The sequence below is a fragment of the Bradyrhizobium sp. MOS001 genome (genome assembly GCF_004634465.1).
Lineage (GTDB): Bacteria > Pseudomonadota > Alphaproteobacteria > Rhizobiales > Xanthobacteraceae > Bradyrhizobium > Bradyrhizobium barranii.
Window position 1 is genome coordinate 165,725 of record NZ_SPVJ01000001.1, and the last position, 21,041, is coordinate 186,765.

General features: G+C 64.7%; 15 protein-coding genes and 1 tRNA gene. 10 read left to right on the plus strand and 6 right to left on the minus strand.

Annotated features, from left to right (window positions below):
- Nucleotides 1–226: 226 nt before the first annotated feature.
- From CT676_RS00870 to CT676_RS00885, 4 genes are all read right to left on the minus strand, one after another.
- On the minus strand, nucleotides 227–1,102 hold the full coding sequence (locus CT676_RS00870) for a Fic family protein (protein ID WP_135213574.1): 876 nt from the start codon (nucleotides 1,100–1,102) through the stop codon (nucleotides 227–229).
- 96 nt (nucleotides 1,103–1,198) lie between these two features.
- A complete protein-coding gene (locus CT676_RS00875) occupies nucleotides 1,199–1,453 on the minus strand; it encodes a hypothetical protein (protein WP_135213575.1) in 255 nt (84 codons plus the stop codon).
- A 22-nt stretch (nucleotides 1,454–1,475) separates the two neighbouring features.
- Complete coding sequence (locus tag CT676_RS00880) at nucleotides 1,476–1,802, minus strand: helix-turn-helix transcriptional regulator (RefSeq protein WP_167767890.1); 327 nt, start codon at nucleotides 1,800–1,802, stop codon at nucleotides 1,476–1,478.
- Between the two features lie 356 nt (nucleotides 1,803–2,158).
- A tRNA-Arg gene (locus tag CT676_RS00885) sits at nucleotides 2,159–2,235 on the minus strand.
- 163 nt (nucleotides 2,236–2,398) lie between these two features.
- Between CT676_RS00885 and CT676_RS00890 the strand changes: the two genes are divergently transcribed.
- The 7 genes from CT676_RS00890 to CT676_RS00920 all read left to right on the plus strand — a co-directional run bounded on the left by CT676_RS00890 (nucleotide 2,399) and on the right by CT676_RS00920 (nucleotide 13,819).
- Nucleotides 2,399–2,641 carry a hypothetical protein gene (locus tag CT676_RS00890; protein WP_135213577.1) on the plus strand — a complete coding sequence of 81 codons (243 nt, stop codon included), beginning with the start codon at nucleotides 2,399–2,401 and terminating at the stop codon, nucleotides 2,639–2,641.
- Nucleotides 2,638–7,842 (plus strand): alpha-2-macroglobulin, encoded by a 5,205-nt coding sequence (locus CT676_RS00895; RefSeq protein ID WP_135213578.1) that lies wholly within the window; start codon nucleotides 2,638–2,640, stop codon nucleotides 7,840–7,842. Before CT676_RS00890 ends, CT676_RS00895 begins: the two co-directional genes overlap by 4 nt.
- 7 nt (nucleotides 7,843–7,849) lie before the next feature.
- Entirely contained in the window at nucleotides 7,850–10,042 is a 2,193-nt protein-coding gene (pbpC, locus tag CT676_RS00900; RefSeq protein WP_244623019.1) for a penicillin-binding protein 1C, read from the plus strand.
- A 50-nt stretch (nucleotides 10,043–10,092) separates the two neighbouring features.
- The gene (locus tag CT676_RS00905; RefSeq protein WP_028151725.1) at nucleotides 10,093–11,835 is read left to right on the plus strand and encodes a glycosyltransferase family 39 protein; all 1,743 of its coding nucleotides are present in this window, start codon (nucleotides 10,093–10,095) and stop codon (nucleotides 11,833–11,835) included.
- The gene (locus tag CT676_RS00910; RefSeq protein ID WP_135213579.1) at nucleotides 11,836–12,681 is read left to right on the plus strand and encodes a phosphatase PAP2 family protein; all 846 of its coding nucleotides are present in this window, start codon (nucleotides 11,836–11,838) and stop codon (nucleotides 12,679–12,681) included.
- Between the two features lie 65 nt (nucleotides 12,682–12,746).
- On the plus strand, nucleotides 12,747–13,484 hold the full coding sequence (locus CT676_RS00915) for a glycosyltransferase family 2 protein (protein WP_135213580.1): 738 nt from the start codon (nucleotides 12,747–12,749) through the stop codon (nucleotides 13,482–13,484).
- Nucleotides 13,481–13,819, plus strand: coding sequence for a lipid-A-disaccharide synthase N-terminal domain-containing protein (locus tag CT676_RS00920; RefSeq protein ID WP_071914138.1), 339 nt, complete (start codon nucleotides 13,481–13,483; stop codon nucleotides 13,817–13,819). Before CT676_RS00915 ends, CT676_RS00920 begins: the two co-directional genes overlap by 4 nt.
- Before the next feature lie 9 nt (nucleotides 13,820–13,828).
- Here the strand turns inward: CT676_RS00920 and CT676_RS00925 are convergent, their stop codons facing one another.
- Nucleotides 13,829–15,517, minus strand: a complete 1,689-nt coding sequence (locus CT676_RS00925) for a Na/Pi cotransporter family protein (RefSeq protein WP_135213581.1) — start codon at nucleotides 15,515–15,517, stop codon at nucleotides 13,829–13,831.
- A gap of 179 nt (nucleotides 15,518–15,696) precedes the next feature.
- On the minus strand, nucleotides 15,697–16,881 hold the full coding sequence (gene metC / locus CT676_RS00930) for a cystathionine beta-lyase (protein WP_135213582.1): 1,185 nt from the start codon (nucleotides 16,879–16,881) through the stop codon (nucleotides 15,697–15,699).
- Between the two features lie 394 nt (nucleotides 16,882–17,275).
- Here metC and CT676_RS00935 point away from each other — a divergent pair, with 394 nt between their 5' ends.
- From CT676_RS00935 to CT676_RS00945, 3 genes are read left to right on the plus strand one after another with little or no spacing between them, the layout of a single operon-like run.
- Complete coding sequence (locus CT676_RS00935; RefSeq protein WP_135213583.1) at nucleotides 17,276–18,292, plus strand: amino acid ABC transporter substrate-binding protein; 1,017 nt, start codon at nucleotides 17,276–17,278, stop codon at nucleotides 18,290–18,292.
- Between the two features lie 19 nt (nucleotides 18,293–18,311).
- On the plus strand, nucleotides 18,312–19,517 hold the full coding sequence (locus CT676_RS00940; protein ID WP_135213584.1) for an amino acid ABC transporter permease: 1,206 nt from the start codon (nucleotides 18,312–18,314) through the stop codon (nucleotides 19,515–19,517).
- Nucleotides 19,514–21,034, plus strand: a complete 1,521-nt coding sequence (locus tag CT676_RS00945; protein WP_135213585.1) for an amino acid ABC transporter permease — start codon at nucleotides 19,514–19,516, stop codon at nucleotides 21,032–21,034. Before CT676_RS00940 ends, CT676_RS00945 begins: the two co-directional genes overlap by 4 nt.
- Nucleotides 21,035–21,041: the final 7 nt, after the last annotated feature.

The window sequence follows — 21,041 nt, forward strand, 5'->3', positions numbered from 1 at the left end:
GCGTCGGCGGCAACCTCCAAGAGCGATGGCGACCAGAATACTCCCGGCGTTTCGGTGCAAACGGTTAGCCAAAAATACGCCGCGCCTGACGCGGCTGGCGATCCCAGCAGGACTCGAACCTGCAACCCGCGGAGTAGAAAGGATTCAGTTGGGCGGTGAAAGTTCTTCAACAATCAGAGGGTTAGCAGTCCCGCCGGCAAAGTTCGGGAGTTTTTCCGGGAGGCCTCTAGCGGTTCGCCAAGCGGCGGAGATTTTGCTGATATTCAGCAAGCAAGGACGTCATATCGTCGACATCATGATAGAAACTTTGCGAGTCTATTCCCTGTTCCGATGTAAGCTTGCATAGCTTTCGGACCTTGCGAAGATCAGCCTTCGATACCTGTTTTGTGTCGCCAGGGAAACCAATGCGTCCTATGCGCCTGCGAGAGTTTCCGCCAACGAAGAGGGCTGCCAAGCCCGTGCGTGGTTCGACCTTCACGACGTCGATCGTGTTGTTGTTCGGATTCTCCAATACGAATCCGTACCGCTGAAGAATACTTCGTAACTCGCGATAGGTGATCGAATATTCGCGATCGTCGATTTCGCGAGTGTTTCGTCGCAGCCAATGCGCGATGAACTTTATCTCTGGATCGTCTTCGTTCTCGCTCAGTTGCTGATAGCGGGCTCGCTTTACGATCTCCATCTCCGCGATTTCCACCGTGAAGTCTTCAAAGTCGTCCTTCGAACACTTCGGAATCCGGCGACGCTTTGCAAGGAGGAACAACGTTGAGAGTAGGGCGGTTCTTTTGTTTGCGTCGTGGAACGGGTGATCCTTGATCAAGCCGAATAACGTGGTCGCCACCTTCTCCAAAGGATCAGGCCATTTGGCTACCCCACCGAACTCCGCCCAAGGTCGGTAAAGCGCTGACTCGAGCAGCTTCATATCCTTTGGGCCGACCCCGCCCAGCTCTCGTTGTTCTGTTATAAAGAAATCAGTAATCAGGAAGTGCGCGCGAAGTACATCCCGTATTCCTAGCGTTTGGGCGGAAGCGAACGGATCTTCAGAAATCTTACCGATGATGCGATCGTATTCGGTTTGAACGCTCGGATTGAAAAGCTGCATACCTAAACCATTGCGAGTGAAGTCCAGCGTTTGATACCAGCATTGACGCTAATGTCACCTCCGACATTCGTTCTGTGCACATGGTGGGTTGCTGATCTAGTCGTTGGTCATTCGGTCGGCGAACGACTTCGCCATTCCGTGGAAGATCCACGCGAAAAAGAGGCCCGCCGCCATCGGCAGGAGCGTGGTGTAGGCGAGTTTCGAAAAGTGGGGGAATACTTGCGCGCTCCATAGTTGATCGTTCGAATAGGCCTGCAGCAACGGCAGGATGATGCCGCCGGCGCCGGCTGCGATCGCTAGGCCGTTCCAAAAGCTTGCCTGAATTTTCAGGCGCTCGTTTTCCGTGCTCATTAGACCAGCCCTTCGCCCGTCATTAGCTCTCCTCGCGCAGGTTCACTGCCTTGTACCTGCTCCTCTTATCAATCTTTGCCTGCAGCGCCGTCACAAGTTCGACCGGCAGTCCGGACAAATGACCGCGATATATCCAATCGAGCGAAGCTCCAGTGGCCACGCAGACCTTGATCGCTTGATCGATCGAAATTCGCCGCACCGCATTCTCGTAGTTGCTCCAGGCTTGCGGTTCGATTCCAACGAAGCGGCACCAATCCGCCTGGTTTAGGTTCTTCGCCTCGCGGGTGCGTTTGAGACGTTCCGCGAGCAATTGCAGTTCGGATTTTGCTGACACAACACTGCTACTCACAAATTCTATCCACGTTCTGTGTATGCGAACAACCAAAACGAGATCATAACAATCACGCACGTTCAAGGTGTCGCGACATAAGTAACTGGTTATTATAGGCTTTTCGCGGTTCAACCCACGGATTAGAACTCCGCTGCTCTATCGAAGGCAAAAAGGGGGATTGACGAATCATTTCAATTCGATCTGAGCGGTCGGTATGTCAGCGGGAGGGGACGAAAGAATCAGTTCGGTAATTTTTTCGGGAATCTGGCTCGAAAAATCCGGCATACACCGGCATCCATTCTTGCTTTTTCGAGAATTGGTATTTTCTTGAAATTTAAAAAGTGCTTATTTTATAGGGGTTTCTTGAATTTTTCTGGCGATCCCAGCAGGACTCGAACCTGCAACCCGCGGAGTAGAAATCCGCTACTCTATCCAGTTGAGCTATGGGACCGTCTTGATGCCGGCCTCGGCTGCCGCCTGCCGGTCTTCTATCACGCCAAATATGAAAAATCCTCGCTCCCGCCAAGTCTGAACCGAACCGTTTTCCTCAACGCCGCGACTAAGCGGAACGGTGGGGTGTCAGGGTGCCGGGTTGAGCGGCAGCGGACTGGACGATGGATTACATCGCCGGGAACGCTGGCCAGCTTCCGGGACACGGCCGCCGGTCGATCGGTCAGGTAGGGCTGCGCCATCAGGACGGCGTGCGCGGTGATATCTCGATCGGTTTCCTCAGGGCTTGCCTTGTCATGGCGAATGCGACGATTTGCACCTTTGGTTCCATCGCCTTGAGTCCGTCACCTTTCCGCGCATTTCATGCTCACGCGGCGTTCGCCGCGATTTCCGGGAGTCCATTATGATCGGTCTTGTTCGCGCCGTCACACTCTGCGCCACGCTGGCGCTCGGCCTTAGCGCAGCGCTGGCCGCCGACAAGGCGTTCAAGCGCGACGACCTCGCCGATTCCGCGATCAAGCTGGAGGCCCAGATCAAGAGCGAGGCGGGGCCGGTAGCCAAGACCAGCGCGACGCTGCGCACCGACGCCGACGCCGCCTTCCGGCGCAATGATTTCCGCACCGGGCTGTCGGTGCTCGGCCAGATCGCCGCGACCACGCCGGAGGATACCGGCAACTGGCTGCGGCTCGCCAAGGTGATCTTCCAGATCTCGCCGAAAAGCTCGAGCGAGCAGACGTTCCTGCTGGAGCGGGCCTCGACCGCCGCCTACATCGCCTACCAGCGCGCCGGCAATCCGGGCGAGGAGGCGGATGCGCTCGCCGTGCTCGGCAAGTCGCTGGCCGAACGCAAGCTGTGGCGGCCGGCGCTCGATGCGCTGCGGCTGTCGCTCGACATGCGCGAGGTCGCCGACGTCCGCGGTCAATACGAGAAGATGCGCGACGAGCACGGCTTCCGGCTGCTCGACTATACCGTGGACTCGGATTCGGCGAGCCCGCGCGCCTGCTTCCAGTTCTCGGAGGAGCTGGCCAAGCGCACCGATTTCGCGCCGTACCTAGCGCTGGCGGGCCAGGACAAGCCGGCGCTGTCGGCCGAAGGCAAGCAGCTCTGCGTCGACGGGCTGAAGCACGGCGAGCGCTACAACATCAATCTGCGCGCCGGCCTGCCGTCCACCGTGAAGGAGGGCCTGCCGAAATCCGCCGAGTTCAACGTCTATGTGCGCGACCGCAAGCCGTTCGTGCGCTTCACCAGCCGCGCCTATGTGCTGCCGCGGACCGGCCAGCGCGGCATTCCCGTGGTCAGCGTCAACACGCCCGCGGTCAGCGTCAACGTCTTCAGGATCGGCGACCGCAACCTGATCAACACGGTCGTCGACAGCGATTTCCAGAAGACGCTGTCGCGCTACCAGCTCGCCGATCTCGGCGGCGAGCGTGGCGTCAAGGTCTGGACCGGCGAGCTCGCGACCGCGATGACGCTGAACCAGGACGTCACCACCGCATTCCCGGTCGACCAGGCGCTCGGCGAGCTCCAGCCCGGGGTCTACGTGATGACCGCCGCGGCCAAGGGGCCGGGCTCGGACGACGATTACCAGCTCGCGACGCAATGGTTCATCGTCTCAGACCTCGGGGTCACCGCCTATTCCGGCAATGACGGCATCCACGTCTTCGTCAATTCGCTGGCCTCGACCGACCCGGTCGGCAAGGCCGAGGTCCGGCTGGTCGCCCGCAACAACGAGATTTTGGCGACCCGCAAGACCGACGATAGCGGCCATGTGTTGTTCGAGGCGGGCCTTGCGCGCGGCGAAGGCGGCCTGTCGCCGGCGATGCTCACGGTCACCGGCGAGAAGGCCGACTATGCCTTCCTGAGCCTGAAGACCTCGGCTTTCGACCTGTCCGACCGCGGCCTTTCGGGCCGGGCGGTGCCATCGGGCGCCGATGCCTTCGTCTATGCCGAGCGCGGCGTCTATCGCTCCAGCGAGACCGTCTATCTCACCGCGCTTTTGCGCGACGGGCAGGGCAATGCCGTTGCCGGCGGGCCGCTGACGCTGGTGATCGAGCGCCCCGACGGCGTCGAATTCCGCCGCGCCGTGCTGGCCGACCAGGGCGCCGGCGGCCGCACGCTGTCCCTGCCGCTCAATTCGGCCGTCCCGACCGGGACCTGGCGGGTGCGTGCCTTCACCGATCCGAAGGGCTCGTCGGTCGGCGAAACCACCTTCATGGTCGAGGACTACGTTCCTGACAGGATCGAATTCGACTTGTCCGCCAAGGACAAGCTGATCAAAGCTAACGCTCCGGTGGAGCTCAAGGCGGATGGCCATTTCCTCTATGGCGCGCCGGCTTCGGGCCTCCAGCTCGAAGGCGACATGCTGGTCGCGCCCGCGAGCGAACGCCCAGGCTTTGCCGGCTACCAGTTCGGCGTCGCGGACGAGGAGACCACCTCGAACGAGCGCACGCCGCTGGAGAATTTGCCGGAGGCCGACGCCAACGGCGTTGCCACCTTCCCGGTGACGCTGGACAAGCAGCCTGCCTCGACGCGCCCGCAGGAGGCGCAGATCTTCGTTCGCATGGTCGAGACCGGCGGCCGTGCCGTTGAGCGCAAGATCGTGCTGCCGGTCGCACCCGCCAACGCCATGATCGGCATCAAGCCGCTGTTCGGCGACAAGAACGTCGCCGAGGGCGACAATGCGGAGTTCGATGTCGTGTTCGTCTCGCCCGAAGGCGAGAGGCTGCGCCGCGACGGCCTGCGCTACGAGCTCCTGAAGATGGAGTCGCGCTACCAGTGGTATCGCCAGAACAATTACTGGGAGTACGAGCCGGTCAAATCGACTTCGCGCGTTTCCGACGGCGACGTGACGATCGCTGCCGACAAGCCGTCGCGGATTTCGCTTAGCCCGCAGCCCGGCCGCTACCGGCTCGATGTGAAGTCGAACGACGCCGACGGTCCGGTGACCTCGGTGCAGTTCGACGTCGGCTGGTACTCCGACGGCAGCGCCGACACGCCGGACCTGCTGGAGACCTCGATCGACAAGCCGCAATACGCCTCCGGCGACACCATGACGGTGTCGGTGAACGTCCGCAGCGCTGGCAAGCTCACCGTCAATGTGCTCGGCGACCGCCTGCTGACGACGCAGACCATCGACGTCAAGGAAGGTACCGCGCAGGTGAGACTGCCGGTCGGCAAGGACTGGGGCACCGGCGCCTATGTGGTGGCGACGCTGCGCCGCCCGCTCGATGCGGCTGCGCAACGCATGCCGGGCCGGGCGATCGGCCTGAAATGGTTCGGCATCGACAAGCAGACCCGCACGCTCCAGGTGAAGCTGACGCCGCCGGCACTGGTTCGGCCGAATGCGACGTTGAAGATCCCGGTCAAGCTCGACGGGCTCAATCCGGGTGAGGACGCCAAAATCGTCATCGCTGCGGTCGATGTCGGCATCCTCAACCTGACCAATTACAAGCCGCCGGCGCCTGACGATTACTATCTCGGCCAGCGTCGCCTGAGCGCGGAGATCCGCGATCTCTATGGGCAACTGATCGACGGCATGTCGGGCACGCGCGGACAGATCAAGTCCGGCGGCGATGCCGGCGCCGGCGAATTGCAGGGCTCTCCGCCCGCGCAAAAGCCGCTCGCGCTCTACTCGGGCATCGTCACGGTCGCCGCCGACGGCACCGCCGAAGTGAGCTTCGATGTCCCCGAGTTCGCCGGCACCGCGCGCGTCATGGCGGTGGCGTGGACCGCGACCAAGCTCGGCCGTGCCAACACGGATGTCGTGATCCGCGATCCCGTGGTGCTGACCACGACCTTGCCGCGCTTCCTGCTCAATGGCGACCACGGCACGGTCAACCTCGAGATCGACAATGTCGAGGGCCAGGCCGGCGACTACGTCATCAACGTGAAGACCGGCGGCCCGGTGAAGATGACCGGCAATCCCGCAACCACGGTCAAGCTCGCCGCCAAGCAGCGCAACGCGTTTACGCTCGCAATCGACGCGACGGCGGCGGGGCAGGCGACGCTCGACGTCGACATCAAGGGACCGAACGGCCTTGCGCTGGCGCGTCACTATGCGCTCGACGTCAAGGCGGCGACACAGGTGCTGGCGCGGCGTTCGATCCGGACGCTGGCGAAGGGTGAAAGCCTGACGCTGACCTCGGACATGTTCTCCGATCTCGTCCCGGGCACCGGCAGCGTCTCGGTTTCGGCCAGCCTGTCGACGGCGCTCGACGCCGCAACGATCCTGAAGGCGCTCGACCGCTACCCCTATGGCTGCTCGGAACAGATCACGAGCCGTGCCCTGCCGTTGCTCTATGTCAACGAGCTCGCCGCCGGCGCGCATCTGGCCATGGACACCGAGGTCGACCAGCGCATCCGCGATGCGGTCGAGCGGCTCCTGGCACGCCAGGGCTCCAACGGCTCGTTCGGCCTGTGGTCGGCCGGAGGCGACGACGCCTGGCTCGACGCCTACGTGACGGACTTCCTCACCCGCGCCCGCGAAAAAGGCTTTGCGGTGCCGGACGTGCTGTTCAAGAACGCGCTCGACCGTATCCGCAACTCGGTCGTGAACGGCAACGAGCCGGAGAAGGACGGCGGGCGCGATCTCGCCTACGGCCTCTACGTGCTCGCGCGTAACGGGGCGGCGCCGATCGGCGATCTCCGCTATCTCGCCGACACCAAGTTGAGCAACCTCGCGACCCCGATCGCGAAGTCGCAGCTTGCGGCCGCGCTCGCGCTGGTCGGCGACCGCAATCGCGCGGAACGCGTCTACGGTGCCGCCCTCGACGGCCTCGCGCCGAAGCCGGTGCTGGAGTTCGGCCGCACCGACTACGGCTCGCAGCTGCGCGATGCCGCCGCGCTGGTCTCTCTCGCCAGCGAAGGCAACGCGCCGAAGGCGACGCTGACGCAGGCGGTGTCGCGGGTCGAGACCGCGCGCGGCCTGACGCCCTACACCTCCACGCAGGAGAATGCGTGGCTGGTGCTGGCGGCGCGGGCGCTGGCCAAGGAAAACCTCTCGATGGAAGTCGACGGCCAGCCGGTGAAGACCGCGCTGTACCGCAGCTACAAGGCCGTGACGCTGGAGGGCAAGCCGCTGAAGATCACCAACACCGGCGATGCGCCGGTCCAGGCGGTGGTCTCGGTGTCGGGCTCGCCGGTCACGCCGGAGCCAGCTGCATCGAACGGCTTCAAGATCGAGCGCAATTATTTCACGCTCGATGGCAAGCCCGCCGACATCAGCAAGGTCAAGCAGAACCAGCGTTTCGCCGTGGTGCTTAAGATCACCGAGGCGAAGCCCGAGTACGGCCACATCATGGTGTCCGACTATCTGCCCGCGGGCCTCGAGATCGATAATCCGAAGCTGGTGTCGTCGGGCGACAGCGGCACGCTGGACTGGATCGAGGACGGCGAGGAGCCTGAAGACACCGAGTTCCGTGACGACCGCTTCACGGCGGCGGTCGATCGCGCCTCGGACTCCAAGTCGGTCTTCACCGTCGCCTACGTCGTGCGCGCGGTCTCGCCCGGCAAATACGTGCTGCCCCAGGCCTATGTCGAGGACATGTACAATCCCTCGCGCTACGGCCGGACCGGGACGGGTAACGTCGAGGTGCGGGCGGCGAAGTGAGTGTGAAATGAACGAGTCGGCGCTTCAAACTCAGTCGTCATGCCCGGGCTTGTCCCGGGCATCCACGAACTGTGGCGCCGTGGCGAAGAACGTGGATGGCCGGGACAAGCCCGGCCATGACGGAGCAAAGGGCTGGGGCCGTCGTGTCCTCTCGGCCCTCGCACTCACGCTCATCCTCGCCATCGGCGGCTTTGTCGGCTGGGTCTATTCCCTCGGCCCGCTCCCGCTCGACGAGGCACGCCAGGTCTCCACCACGGTCGTCGATCGCAACGGAAAGCTGCTGCGCGCTTATGCCATGGCCGACGGCCGCTGGCGGCTGCCGGTCGATGCCAAGGCCAACGTCGATCCGACCTATCTCAAGTTACTGCTCGCCTATGAGGACCAGCGCTTCTACGCGCATAACGGTCTCGACCCGCTCGCTCTCGTGCGCGCCGCACTACAGCTCACCACGCGCGGCCACATCGTCTCGGGCGGCTCGACCATCTCGATGCAACTGGCGCGGCTGATGGAGCCGCGGCGGCAACGCTCGCTCTATGCAAAGCTGCGGCAGATCGTGCGGGCGATCGAGATCGAGCGCAGCATGAGCAAGGATGCGATCCTGGACCTCTATCTCGCGTTGGCGCCCTATGGCGGCAATCTCGAAGGCATCCGCTCAGCCTCGATCGCCTATCTCGGCAAGGAGCCGAAGCGGCTCTCGCTGGCCGAGGCCGCGCTGCTGGTGGCGCTGCCGCAATCGCCGGAGACGCGCCGGCTCGATCGCTATCCCGAGGCCGCACGTAAAGCCCGCGACCGCGTGCTGGACCGCATGGTCGAGGAGCATGTGGTCAGCCTTGAGGACGCGAAGCAGGCCAAGGCCGTGCCCGTGCCAAAACTGCGCAAGCCGATGCCGATCCTCGCGCCACATGCCTCCGACACGGCGCTGTCGACGGTCAAGGATACGCCGGTCATCAAGCTGACGCTCGACGCCAATCTGCAGAAGGTGCTGGAACCGCTGGCGCGTGACCGCGCCATTGCGCTCGGGCCCAATATCTCGGTCGGCATCATCGTGGTCGACAATGAGAGCGGCGACGTGCTCGCCCGCGTCGGTTCGGCCGATTATTTCGACGAGAGCCGGGCGGGGCAGGTCGACATGACCCGCGCCGTCCGTTCGCCGGGGTCGACGCTGAAACCCTTCATCTACGGGCTCGCGTTCGAGGACGGCTTCGTCCACCCCGACAGTTTGATCGACGACCGGCCCGTCCGCTTCGGCTCCTACGCGCCGGAAAATTTCGACATGACGTTTCAGGGCACGGTGCCGGTGAAGAAGGCGCTGCAATTGTCGCTGAACGTGCCGGCGATCGTGCTGCTCGACCGCGTCGGCGCGAGCCGGCTGTCGTCGCGGCTGCGGCAGGCCGGCGGCAATCTGGTCCTGCCCAAGGACGAGGCACCGGGGCTCGCGATGGGACTCGGCGGCGTTGGTGTGACACTGCAAGACCTCACCCAGCTCTATACGGGTTTCGCCCGGCTCGGCACCACCATGCCGTTGCGCGACCTCATGACCGGCCGGGACGATCGGGAACCGCTGCGGCTGCTGGACCAGGTCGCGGCCTGGCAGGTCGGCAACGTGCTTCTGGGCACGCCGCCGCCCGAAAATGCCGCCCACAACCGCATCGCCTTCAAGACCGGCACCTCCTACGGCTATCGCGACGCATGGTCGGTCGGCTTCGACGGCCGCCTGACCATCGGCGTCTGGGTCGGTCGGCCCGACGGCGCGCCGGTTCCCGGGCTGATCGGCCGCGTGGCCGCAGCCCCGATCCTGTTCGACGCCTTCGCGCGCACCGGCAAGACGCTGGCCCCGTTGCCGAAGCCGCCGAAGGGAACCCTGGTCGCCAGCAACGCCAAGTTGCCATTGCCGCTGAAGCGGTTCCGCCCGGTCGGGGACCTGTTGCGGACCGGCAGCGAGCAGGCGCTGCACATCCAGTTCCCGCTGAACGGCTCGCGGATCGATGTCGACCGTTCCGGCGGCGAGGGGAGCGCAGCCATGCCGGTGAAGGTCGCCGGCGGCGTCCTTCCCATGACCATCATGGTTAATGGAACATCACTCGGCGAGATCGACGGGCGCCGCCAGCGCCTGATCGATCCGCCCGGTCCGGGCTTTGCGCGGCTGACCGTGATCGACGCCACTGGCGCCGCGGACACAGTTGTCATTCGAATTCAATGACCCCGCCTTAACCGGTTGTCGGAATGACGGTTTCAGCGTAAGCGGAACCAATGGCCGAGACCTATCCCAGCCCCCGTTTTGGAGCACCCCGCGAGCCGAAAGCGCCCGTGAATCCGGGCAGCCGGCTCGTGCTTATGCTGGACTACGCCACGGCCAGTCACGCCCGCGCGGTTGGCTTCCTGCTGCTGTGTGCGCTGCTGCTATTCCTGCCGGGATTCTTCACGATTCCGCCCGTTGACCGCGACGAGGCGCGCTTTGCGCAGGCCACCAAGCAGATGGTCGAGAGCGGCGATTATGTCGACATCCGCTTCCAGGAAGACGTCCGCTACAAGAAGCCAGTCGGCATCTACTGGTTGCAGTCGGCCGCGGTTGAAGCCGCATCCGCGCTCAAGCTGCCGAAGGCCGAATTGCGGATCTGGGTGTACCGGCTGCCGTCACTGATCGGCGCAATCGGCGCCGTGCTCATGACCTATTGGGCCGCGCTCGGCTTCGTCACGCGGCGCGCCGCGGTGCTCGCCGCGCTCCTGATGTGCGCCTCGGTGCTGCTCGGCGTCGAAGCACGCCTCGCGAAAACCGATGCGATGCTGCTGTTCTGCGTGACCGCCGCGATGGGCGCGATGTCGCGCGCCTATCTGTCGTGGCAGCGCGCAGAGGATGAGACCCATCCGCCCTGGAGCTGGCCCGCGATCTTCTGGACCGCGCTCGCGGTCGGCATCTTGATCAAGGGTCCGCTGATCCTGATGTTCGCGGGCCTGACCATCGTCGCGCTCGCGATCCAGGACCGTGATGCCTCGTGGCTGTGGAAGCTGCGTCCGCTCTGGGGCCTGATGTGGATGCTGGTGCTGGTGCTGCCCTGGTTCGTCGCGATCTTCTGGCGCGCGGGCGATGCCTTCTTCGCCGATTCCGTCGGCGGCGACATGCTGAGCAAAATCGGCGCCCAGGAATCCCATGGCGCGCCGCCCGGACTGTATCTGGCGCTGTTCTGGATCACGTTCTGGCCCGGCGCGCCGCTTGCGGCGATGGCGGCGCCGGCGGTGTGGCGGGCCCGGCGCGAGCCCGGCGCGCAGTTCCTGCTGGCCTGGCTGATCCCGTCCTGGATCGTGTTCGAGGCGGTGCTGACCAAGCTGCCGCATTACGTGCTGCCGCTGTATCCGGCGATCGCGATCCTCACCGTCGGTGCGCTGGAGCGCAACGTGCTGTCGCGCTCGTGGCTCGCGCGCGGCTCGGCCTGGTGGTTTGCGATTCCCGCTGCCGCCTCGATCATCGCCGTGGTCGGCGCGGTCATGCTGACGCGGCAACCGGCGTTCGTGGCCTGGCCGTTCATTGCGGCCTCGCTCATTTTCGGTCTGTTCGCCTGGTGGCTGTTCGACACCAACCGCGCCGAGCGCTCGCTGCTCAACGCGCTGGTCGCAGCGCTGATGCTCGCGGTCGTGGTCTACGGCATCGTGCTGCCGTCGCTGACCCCGCTGTTTCCGAGCATCGAGATCGCACGCGCGCTTCGCAACGTCACCTGCGTCGGGCCGAAGGCAGCCGCCGCCGGCTATCACGAGCCGAGCCTCGTGTTCCTGACGGGCACGCAGACGCTGCTCACCGACGGCTCGGGCGCGGCGGATTTCCTGCGGCAGGGGAGCTGTCGCTTCGCGCTGATCGAGCAGCGCTCGGAGCGCAGCTTCGTCCAGCGGGCCGAGGCGATCGGGCTGCGCTACAAGGTAGGTACCCGCATCGACGGCTATAATTTCTCGCAAGGGCGCGCGATCTCGATCTCGATCTTCCGCTCGGAAGGCACTGAGTAGATGCCGGCGCCGGCCGACAGCGCGCCACGCCCGGGCTATCCCGCGCAATTGCTCGCGGTGTCGGGCCATGCCCTGGTGCAGCTCGTCCGTACGCCTTCGCATTCGCGCCGCGCCGAAGCCGCGCGAAAGCTGGCGCGGCATTCGCTGTGGCTCAGTGCGGCCGGTGCGACCTTGATCATCGTGCTGATGCTCGCGTTCGATCAGACCGAGATCCAGCTGATGCCGACGCGCGGCACGCCGAGCCTGTGGCCGATCCGTATCCTTACCGATTTCGGCAAGGACGAGTATGTGCTCTCGGTGCTCGGGGGGACGCTGGTGCTCCTGGCGCTCGTTGCAGCGGGATTGCACGGCACCCGTCGTGGGCTGCTGCTCGGCCTCGGTACGCGGCTGCAGTTCATGTTTCTGTCTGTCGCCCTGTCCGTGTTCGTTGCCGAGATCCTGAAATATCTCATCGGTCGCGGACGTCCGTTCGTGAGTGGCAAGGCCGATCCGTTCAACTTCATCCCGTTCGAGGGAACGGGGGCTTATGCCAGCCTGCCGTCGGGTCATGCGGTGACGGCGTTTGCGCTGGCGTTTGCGGTCTCGGCGCTGTGGCCGCGCCTGCGCGTGTTCATGTTCACTTACGCAATCGTGATCCTGCTGACCCGGCTGGTGCTGCTCGCGCATCATCCGAGTGACGTCGTCGCCGGCGCTCTGGTCGGCATGGTCGGCGCCATGGCAGTGCGCTACTGGTTCGCGGCCCGGAGGCTCGGCTTTGCCATCCGCGCCGACGGCACCATTGTGCCTCTTGCAGGGGCGGTCTCGGGCCGTCTCAAAAGGGTTGCCCACGGGGCATCCGCCCCATAAAAGCGGCTGCCTGCCGGGACCGCCGGTTCCCCGGGGCAGGCCAATTCCAACCACGAGCTTTCGATTTGTCGTCGTCCCAGCCTTCGGTTTCCATCGTCGTTCCCGTGCGCAACGAAGCCGACAACATCGCGCCGCTGATCGAGGAGATCGGCGCGGCGCTCGACGGCCGCTGGGCCTATGAAATCATCTACGTCAACGACGGCTCGACGGACGCGACCGGCGAACGGCTCGGCGCGATCATGCAGCAGCGGGACAATCTCCGGCAGCTTCGCCATGCCAGATCAGGCGGCCAGTCGGCAGCAGTGCGCAGTGGCGTGCGCGCGGCGCGCAGCACGATCGTGGCGACGCTCGACGGCGACGGGCAGAACAATCCCGCCTTCCTGCCCGACCTGATCGCGGCGGTCGAGAAGGGGGCGGGGCGCGTCGGTCTCGCTGCCGGTCAGCGTGTCGGACGCAAGGATACCGGCTTCAAGAAATTCCAGTCGCGCGTGGCGAACGGCGTCCGCAATGCGATTCTGAAGGACGGAACGCGCGATACCGGTTGCGGCCTGAAGGCGTTCCGGCGCGACGTATTCCTGATGATGCCCTATTTCGACGGGCTGCATCGCTTCCTGCCGGCGCTGGTGCGCCGCGAAGGCTACGAGATCGCCTATGTCGACGTGATCGACCGGCCGCGCCATTCCGGCGTGTCAAACTATGGTTTCTTCGACCGGCTGTGGATCGGCATCATGGATCTCGTCGGCGTGTGGTGGCTGATCCGCCGCAAGAAGCCGACACCAGATGTGACTGAGGTGAAGGCATGATCATCCAATACGGTCAGGCGTTGAATAACTATCTCTACGACGTCTTCGTCGCCAAGTTCGATTTCTGGCTGGCGTTCGGCCTCGTCGCGCAGCTGTTCTTCACCGCACGCTTCCTGGTGCAGTGGATCGCGAGCGAGCGGGCCGGCAACAGCGTGGTGCCGATGGCGTTCTGGTTCTGCTCGATGGGCGGCGGGCTGATGACGCTGGTCTACGGCGTCGTGAAGCGCGAGCCCGTCATCATCCTCGGACAGGCGCTCGCGACCATCATCTATATCCGCAACATCATGCTGATCATCAAGAACCGCGGCCGCGCCTCGAGGACGCTGGAACGCTGAGACGCGCCGCTAGCGCGGTAACGCCGACGCCGCGCCGGAGGCGGGCAGGGCGGCATCCGCCTCGCTCCTGCGATAAGGCTCGCCGGCGGCATCGAGCACGGGATAGGCGACCGAGCAGATATGCGAGTGGATGCGGCGTAGGTCGCGCAGCACGTCGAGATGCAGCGAGGTGGTCTCGATGGTCTCGGGGCGGCCCTCGCGCAAGCGGTCGAGATGACGCTCGACGGCGGCGAGCTCGGTGTTCTTCAGCGTGGTCTTCTCCACCAGCAGCTTGCGCGCTTCGTTGGCATCGCCCGACATGAAGACGCCGAAGGCGATCCGCAGCGAGTCCATCGTGCGCTTGTGGAAGGCGGCGAGCTCCTCGGCGCCCTCGGCCGAGAACTGGAAGCGGCGCTTGATCTTCTTGGTCGCGAGCTCGCTCAGGCTCTTGTCGATGATGTCGCCGATATGCTCGAGGTTGATGGCGAAGGAGATGATCTCCATCGCGCGCCGGCCCTCGCTCTCGTCGAGGCTGCCCCGCATCAGCTTCGTCACATAGAGCTTGATGGCTTCGTCGAGGCTGTCAACGACATTGTCCATCTTCGTGACCTGGTCGACCAGCGCGCGGTCGCCGGTCATCATCGCCGCCATTACCTTGCGCAGCATGACCTCGACCAGATCGCCCATGCGCAAGGTCTCACGCGCGGCGTCGGCGAGCGCCAGTGACGGCGTCTCCAGCGCGCTCTCGTCGAGATAGCGCGGCCGGGCCGGATCGTCTTCCCGGACGCGATCAGGCAGCAGCCGGGTCAGGAGCCGGGACATGATGTCGAGCAGGCCGATGAAGATGACGGCCGTGCCTACGTTGAAGGCGATGTGGAAGGCCGCCGTCATCCTGGCGAGATCAGGCTGCCAGGCGTGCATGTGCTCAGCGATCCCATTCAGGAACGGCAGCACCAGCGCGATCCCGATCACGCGGTTGGCGAGATTGCCGAGCGGCAGGCGGTAGCTTGCGGGATCGTCGCGCCGGGCGCCCTCGAACACGGGATTGATGGCGCTGCCGAGATTGGCCCCCAACACCAGCGCGAGGGCCGCGTAAGGTGTGATGAACTGCGAATAGGCCAGCGACATGATCAGCAGCACGCTGGCGACGCTCGAATGCACCGCCCAGGTGACGAGCGCGGCGATGACGATGCAGAGCACGGGATCGCCCGTGATCGCGGACATCATGACACGAACACCCGGCGCGTTCTCCGCCGGAGCCAGCGTGTCGAGCAGGATGTGCAGCGACAGCAGCATCAAGCCGAGACCGATGAATACGCGCCCGATATCCTTGATCCGCGACCGTGGGCCGGAGCGGAAGGCGACGAGCCCGAGCACGAACAGGACAGGCGCAACGGCTGCGATGTTGAACGACAGCACCTGCACGATCAGCGTCGTGCCGACATTGGCCCCCAACATGATGGCGAGCGCGGCGGCCAGGCTGACGAGGCCTTCTGCCGCGAATGAGCTGGTGATCAGCGCCGTCGCCGTGCTGCTCTGGAGCAGCGCGGTAAGGCCTAGCCCGGCGGCGAACGCGTTGAATCGGTTGCCGAGCGCCTTGCCGAGCAGCCGCCGCAGGTCCGGGCCGAAGGCGCGCAGAATCCCGCTGTGGACCATGTGCAGGCCCCACAGCAACAGCGCCACGCCGCCCATCAGATCGAGCAGAACCAACGTTCCCATGCTCCGCGTCCGGATTGGAGTCGATTGGTGAGGCTAGCGCCAAACGTCAGCGGTTCAAACCCTTTGTTGGCGCATCCGCGTTAACGTTTGCGGCGGTTGCGCGTTCCCGCGGCGCGCGTTTTGCGCGTCCGCCGGCGCGCGATTGCCGCGTCCCGAGGCGCGATGCCTTGTGAGCAGGCTCACATTGCCGCCTTGAGGGCAGCGAAGCCGCGATCGAGATCGGACTTGAGATCGTCGACGCTTTCGAGGCCGATGTGCAGTCGCAGGGTCGGGCCGCCCGGCGACCACTTCGTGGCGGTGCGATAGGCGTCGCAATCGAAGGGAATCACGAGGCTCTCGAAGCCGCCCCAGGAGAAGCCCATGCCGAACAGCTTGAGCGTGTCGAGCATGGTGTCGACGGCCTTCTGCGGCGCCGGCTTCAACACGATGCTGAACAGGCCCGACGCGCCGGTGAAATCGCGCTTCCAGATGGCATGGCCGGGATCGGTCTCGAGCGCCGGATGCAGCACGCGCGCGACCTCGGGGCGGGCCGCGAGCCAGCGCGCCATGTCGAGCCCCGAGCGGTGATGCTGCGCCAATCGTACCGACAGCGTGCGCAGGCCGCGCAGCGCCAGGAAGACGTCGTCAGGGCCGGCGCAGACGCCGAGCAGGCGGATGCCTTCGGCAATCTGCGGCCACGCCTTGGCGTTGGCCGAGATGGTGCCGAACATGATGTCGGAATGGCCGCCGATATACTTGGTGGCGGCCTGCATGCTGATGTCGACACCCTGGTCGAGCGAGCGATGATAGAGCGGCGTCGCCCAGGTGTTGTCGTCGATGACGAGCGCATCGCGCGCATGCGCGACCTCGGCGATGGCGCGGATGTCAGGCATCTCGAACGACTGCGAGCCCGGCGCCTCCACCAGCACCGCGCGGGTGTTGGGCTTGAACAGCTTGTCGATGCTCGCGCCGATCAGCGGATCGAAATAGGTGGTCTCGATGCCGAGGCGCGCGAGCATGCCGTTGCAGAAATTGCGCGAGGGCCGATAGACGTTGTCGCAGACGAGCAGATGGTCGCCGGTCTTCAGCACCGAGAGCAGGGTGGTGGAGATCGCCGACAGGCCTGACGGCACGATGCCGACGCCGGCGCATTGCGGCCCCTCCAGTGCCATCAGCGTCTCCTGGAACGCCCTGGTGGTGGGGGTGCCGTGGCGGCCGTACTGGAACTCGCCGCGATGGGCGTGCAGGTCCTCAGCGGTCGGATAGAGCACGGTCGAACCGTGAAACACCGGCGGATTGACGAACCCCTTCTGCGCCTTGGTGTCGCGGCCGGAGGTCACCAGCCGGGTTTCGGCGTGCTGTTGGGCGGGATGCGAGGAATCCATGCGTCTGCTTTCAAAAAGCGCGTTTCCACCGGGCGCGCCGCGCCCGCGGGCCGGCCGAAGGCCGCTGCCGTTAATAACAGAACACAGAAGAGTCCCGTCAACCCCTTGACCCGGCTCGCCAGTCGTTCTGAGATGCGCGGGTGCTATTCAGTCGCCGCATGTTGAGGGGCTGCCGCGACCTTCGATCCATCGCCTGACCGGACCTTGCGTCACAGCCATAACGGCGGACGCCTGCGGCGGGGATTAAGGTATGGCCTCCCGGGATGGGCGAGTGTTCGGCAAGGTTTTCCAGCATGACTCTTGCAAGGCTAGTCTTGATGCGGCTAGCCCTGGCGGAGACGATCCCAAAGACGCCATTCCTGACCTTGAGACGACTTTGAAAGGCCTTCAGCCCATGAAACGCGTAACCCTGGCTCTCACTCTCGCTGTCGCCGCCGGCCTCTCCGCCCAGGCCGCCGATGCGCAAACGCTCAAGACCATCAAGGACCGGGGCATGCTGTCCTGCGGCGTCAGCCAAGGCCTGCCCGGCTTCTCCTCGCCCGACGACAAGGGCAACTGGACCGGGCTTGACGTCGACCTCTGCCGCGCGATCGCAGGCGCGATCTTCAACGATGCGACCAAGGTCAAGTACGTGCCGTTGTCCGCCAAGGATCGTTTCACGGCGCTGCAATCCGGCGAAATCGACGTGCTCTCGCGCAACACCACCTGGACCATCTCGCGCGACACCTCGCTCGGCGCCAACTTCACCGGCGTGAACTATTACGACGGGCAGGGCTTCATGGTGAAGAAGTCGCTCAAGGTGAATTCGGCGCTCGAGCTCAACAGCGCCTCGGTCTGCGTCCAGACCGGCACCACCACCGAGCAGAATCTCGCCGACTACTTCAAGGCCAACAACATGAAGTACGAGGTAATCGCGTTCGGCACCAACGACGAGACCGTCAAGGCCTATGAAGCCGGGCGCTGCGACGTCTTCACCACCGACCAGTCGGGCCTGTACGCCAACCGCCTCAAGCTTGCCAATCCCAACGACCATATGGTGCTCCCCGAAATCATCTCGAAGGAGCCGCTCGGGCCGATGGTGCGCCACGGCGACGACCAGTGGTTCGACATCGTGAAATGGACGCTGTTCGCCATGGTTACCGCCGAAGAGCTCGGCGTGACCTCGAAGAACGTGGACGAGAAGGCGAAACTGGAAAATCCGGAGCTGAAGCGCGTGCTCGGCAGCGACGGCAATTTCGGCGAACAGCTCGGCCTGACCAAGGACTGGGTGGTGCGGATCGTGAAGGCCACCGGCAATTACGGCGAGGTGTTCGACCGCAACGTCGGCGCCGGTTCGCCGCTCGGCATCAGCCGTGGCCTCAACAATCTCTGGAATAAGGGCGGTCTTCAGTACGCGCCGCCGATCCGCTGATCCCGCCTGATCCGCGGCGATGAGCACCGAGGCTCGAAAACCGCCGGCCCAGATCGCGCTGAAGATCAGGCGCGTTCTGGGCGGCAAGGCAGGCTGGAACGGCGTCGCCGTCCAGTTTGCCTTCGCGGCGATCCTGGGCTGGATTGGCTATGAGATCGTCTCCAACGCCCGGACGAACCTCGAAAACCAGCACATTGCCGCCGGCTTCGGCTTCCTCCGGAACAATGCCGGCTTCGACGTCAACCAGACCCTGATCCCCTACACCGGCTCGGACACGTTCCTGCGCGTGTTCGTGGTCGGGCTTTTGAACACGCTCGTGGTCTCGGTGGTAGGCATCTTCTTCGCCACCGTGATCGGCTTCATCGTCGCGCTGTGCCGGCTGTCGCCCAACTGGCTGTTGTCGCGCGTCGGCGAGATCTATGTCGAGATCTGCCGAAATCTGCCGGTGCTGTTCCAGATCCTGTTCTGGTACCTGGCGGTTCTCGCGGCCTTGCCCAATCCGCGGCAGAGCATTTCGCTGCTGGGCATCGCCTTCATCAGCAACCGTGGGCTCGTCATTCCGCGCCCGATCGGCGAGGGCGGCTTCGAGCCGTTCCTGGCGATGCTGGTCCTCGGCATCGTCGCTTCGCGGGTTTTGCGCTTCTATGCGCGGCGGGCGCTATTTCAGCGCGGTCAGATGATCCGGATCTGGCCCTATGTGCTGGGCCTGCTGTTCGGGCTGCCGCTCGCGGCCGTGCTGGTGTTCGGCCTGCCCTTCACCTTCGAGCTGCCGCAGCTCAAGGGGTTCAATTTTGCCGGCGGCTCAAGAGTCATCCCGGAATTCGTGGCGCTGACGCTGGCGCTGTCGACCTATACCGCGGCCTTCATCGCCGAGATCGTGCGCGCCGGCATCCTGTCTGTCCACTCCGGTCAGATGGAAGCGGGATCCTCGCTGGGGCTGAGCCGCGGCACCACGTTGCGCCTGATCGTCGTGCCGCAGGCGATGCGCGTGATCGTGCCGCCGCTGACCAACCAGTATCTCAACCTCACCAAGAACTCTTCGCTGGCGGTCGCGATCGGCTATCCCGACCTCGTCTCGGTGTTCGCCGGCACGTCGCTGAGCCAGACCGGGCAGGCGATCGAGATCATTGCCATGACGATGGGTGTCTACCTCCTGATCTCGCTGCTCACGAGCGCCGTCATGAGCGTCTACGGTTGGCGCGTCAGCCGGAGTCTGGGCGCATGAGCGACATCATCTCGTCCGCCTATGTCCGCCGGGACCTGCTCACCGAGCGTCCCGCGCCGGTCAAGACCACGGGCTTCATCGGCCTGATGCGCACGCGCCTGTTCAATTCGCCGACCAACATTTTGCTCACGATCGTCGGCGCCTTGCTGCTCTGGTTCACCGTCATTCCTGCCGTGAAGTTCCTGATGGTCGATGCGGTCTGGACCGGCAAGGATCGCACGGCGTGCCTGACCGAGAATGCCGGCTTTACGGTCGGCGCCTGCTGGCCCTTCATCCAGGCCAAGCTGCCGCAACTGATCTACGGCTTCTATCCCGAGGCCGAGCGCTGGCGGGTCAATCTCGCGCTGATCCTGGCGGCGGCTCTGCTGCTGCCGCTGCTCATTCCGCGCCTGCCGGCGAAAGGACTGAACGCAAGTCTCTTCTTCTTCGCCTTTCCCGTGGTGGCGTTCTTTCTGCTGCACGGCGGCGGCATCACCGGGTTCGGCCTGAGCTGGACGGCCGGCCTGCTGCAATTGTTCGACGACAGCATCATCGGCGCCGGGCAGGCTCTGCTCAGTCTCGCCAAGACCTCAGCCATCGCACCGCTCTTCTGGCTGGCCGGCAATCTCATCGTGCTGGTCGGCAGCGCGATCTACTGGCTGATCTTTCCGCTGACCTGGCTGCGTGACCAGCTCCAGGCGACGGGCCAGTCGGTCTGGGCCGATTTCGCCATCACGGCGGCGGTCGTCTCCCTGATCGCCTTCGTTGTCGGCGGCGGCGTTCGCACCGGCGGCCGGGCGCTGACATCCAGCATCGCCACCTTTGTCGGCATCGCGGTCGTGATCAAGCTGATGGGGCTCGATCACGGCGGCCTGCCGGTCGTGACCACGAATCTGTGGGGCGGGCTTCTGGTGACGCTGGTGGTCTCCGTGACCGGCATCGTCACCTCGCTGCCGATCGGCATCGCGCTGGCGCTCGGCCGCCGCTCGACCATTCCGCTAATCCGGATCTTCTCGATCGCCTTCATCGAGTTCTGGCGCGGCGTGCCGCTGATCACCGTGCTGTTCTTCGCGACCTACATGCTGCCTTTGTTCCTGCCGGGCAATTTCACGGTCGACGGTCTGGTGCGCGCGCTGATCGGCATTTCGCTGTTCACGGGCGCCTATCAGGCCGAGAACGTCCGCGGCGGGTTGGCCGCGATCCCGCGCGGGCAGGGCGAGGCGGCGGCCGCCCTGGGCCTGTCCTGGTGGAAGACGACCTCGCTGATCGTGCTGCCGCAGGCGCTGCGCCACGTCATTCCGAACCTCGTCAACAGCTTCATCTCGCTGTTCAAGGACACGTCGCTGGTCTCGATCGTGGCGCTATTCGACCTGCTGGGCTCGCTCCGGGCGTCGTTCTCGGATCCGAAATGGTCGACGCCGTCGACCGCGTTCACCGGCTTTGCCTTCGCCGGGATCATCTACTTCATCTTCTGCTTTGGAATGTCGCGCTACTCGCTCTTCGTCGAGCACCGCCTCAACGCTCACCGTCGCAACTGATCGAGGT

Excerpts from the sequence above, each read along its gene's own strand:
- CT676_RS00870 (WP_135213574.1), bottom strand. The coding sequence starts at position 1,102 with ATGCAGCTTTTCAATCCGAGCGTTCAAACCGAATACGATCGCATCATC.
- CT676_RS00875 (WP_135213575.1), bottom strand. The coding sequence starts at position 1,453 with ATGAGCACGGAAAACGAGCGCCTGAAAATTCAGGCAAGCTTTTGGAAC.
- CT676_RS00890 (WP_135213577.1), top strand. The coding sequence starts at position 2,399 with ATGGATTACATCGCCGGGAACGCTGGCCAGCTTCCGGGACACGGCCGC.
- CT676_RS00895 (WP_135213578.1), top strand. The coding sequence starts at position 2,638 with ATGATCGGTCTTGTTCGCGCCGTCACACTCTGCGCCACGCTGGCGCTC.
- pbpC (WP_244623019.1), top strand. The coding sequence starts at position 7,850 with ATGAACGAGTCGGCGCTTCAAACTCAGTCGTCATGCCCGGGCTTGTCC.
- CT676_RS00905 (WP_028151725.1), top strand. The coding sequence starts at position 10,093 with ATGGCCGAGACCTATCCCAGCCCCCGTTTTGGAGCACCCCGCGAGCCG.
- CT676_RS00910 (WP_135213579.1), top strand. The coding sequence starts at position 11,836 with ATGCCGGCGCCGGCCGACAGCGCGCCACGCCCGGGCTATCCCGCGCAA.
- CT676_RS00920 (WP_071914138.1), top strand. The coding sequence starts at position 13,481 with ATGATCATCCAATACGGTCAGGCGTTGAATAACTATCTCTACGACGTC.
- CT676_RS00925 (WP_135213581.1), bottom strand. The coding sequence starts at position 15,517 with ATGGGAACGTTGGTTCTGCTCGATCTGATGGGCGGCGTGGCGCTGTTG.
- metC (WP_135213582.1), bottom strand. The coding sequence starts at position 16,881 with ATGGATTCCTCGCATCCCGCCCAACAGCACGCCGAAACCCGGCTGGTG.
- CT676_RS00935 (WP_135213583.1), top strand. The coding sequence starts at position 17,276 with ATGAAACGCGTAACCCTGGCTCTCACTCTCGCTGTCGCCGCCGGCCTC.
- CT676_RS00940 (WP_135213584.1), top strand. The coding sequence starts at position 18,312 with ATGAGCACCGAGGCTCGAAAACCGCCGGCCCAGATCGCGCTGAAGATC.
- CT676_RS00945 (WP_135213585.1), top strand. The coding sequence starts at position 19,514 with ATGAGCGACATCATCTCGTCCGCCTATGTCCGCCGGGACCTGCTCACC.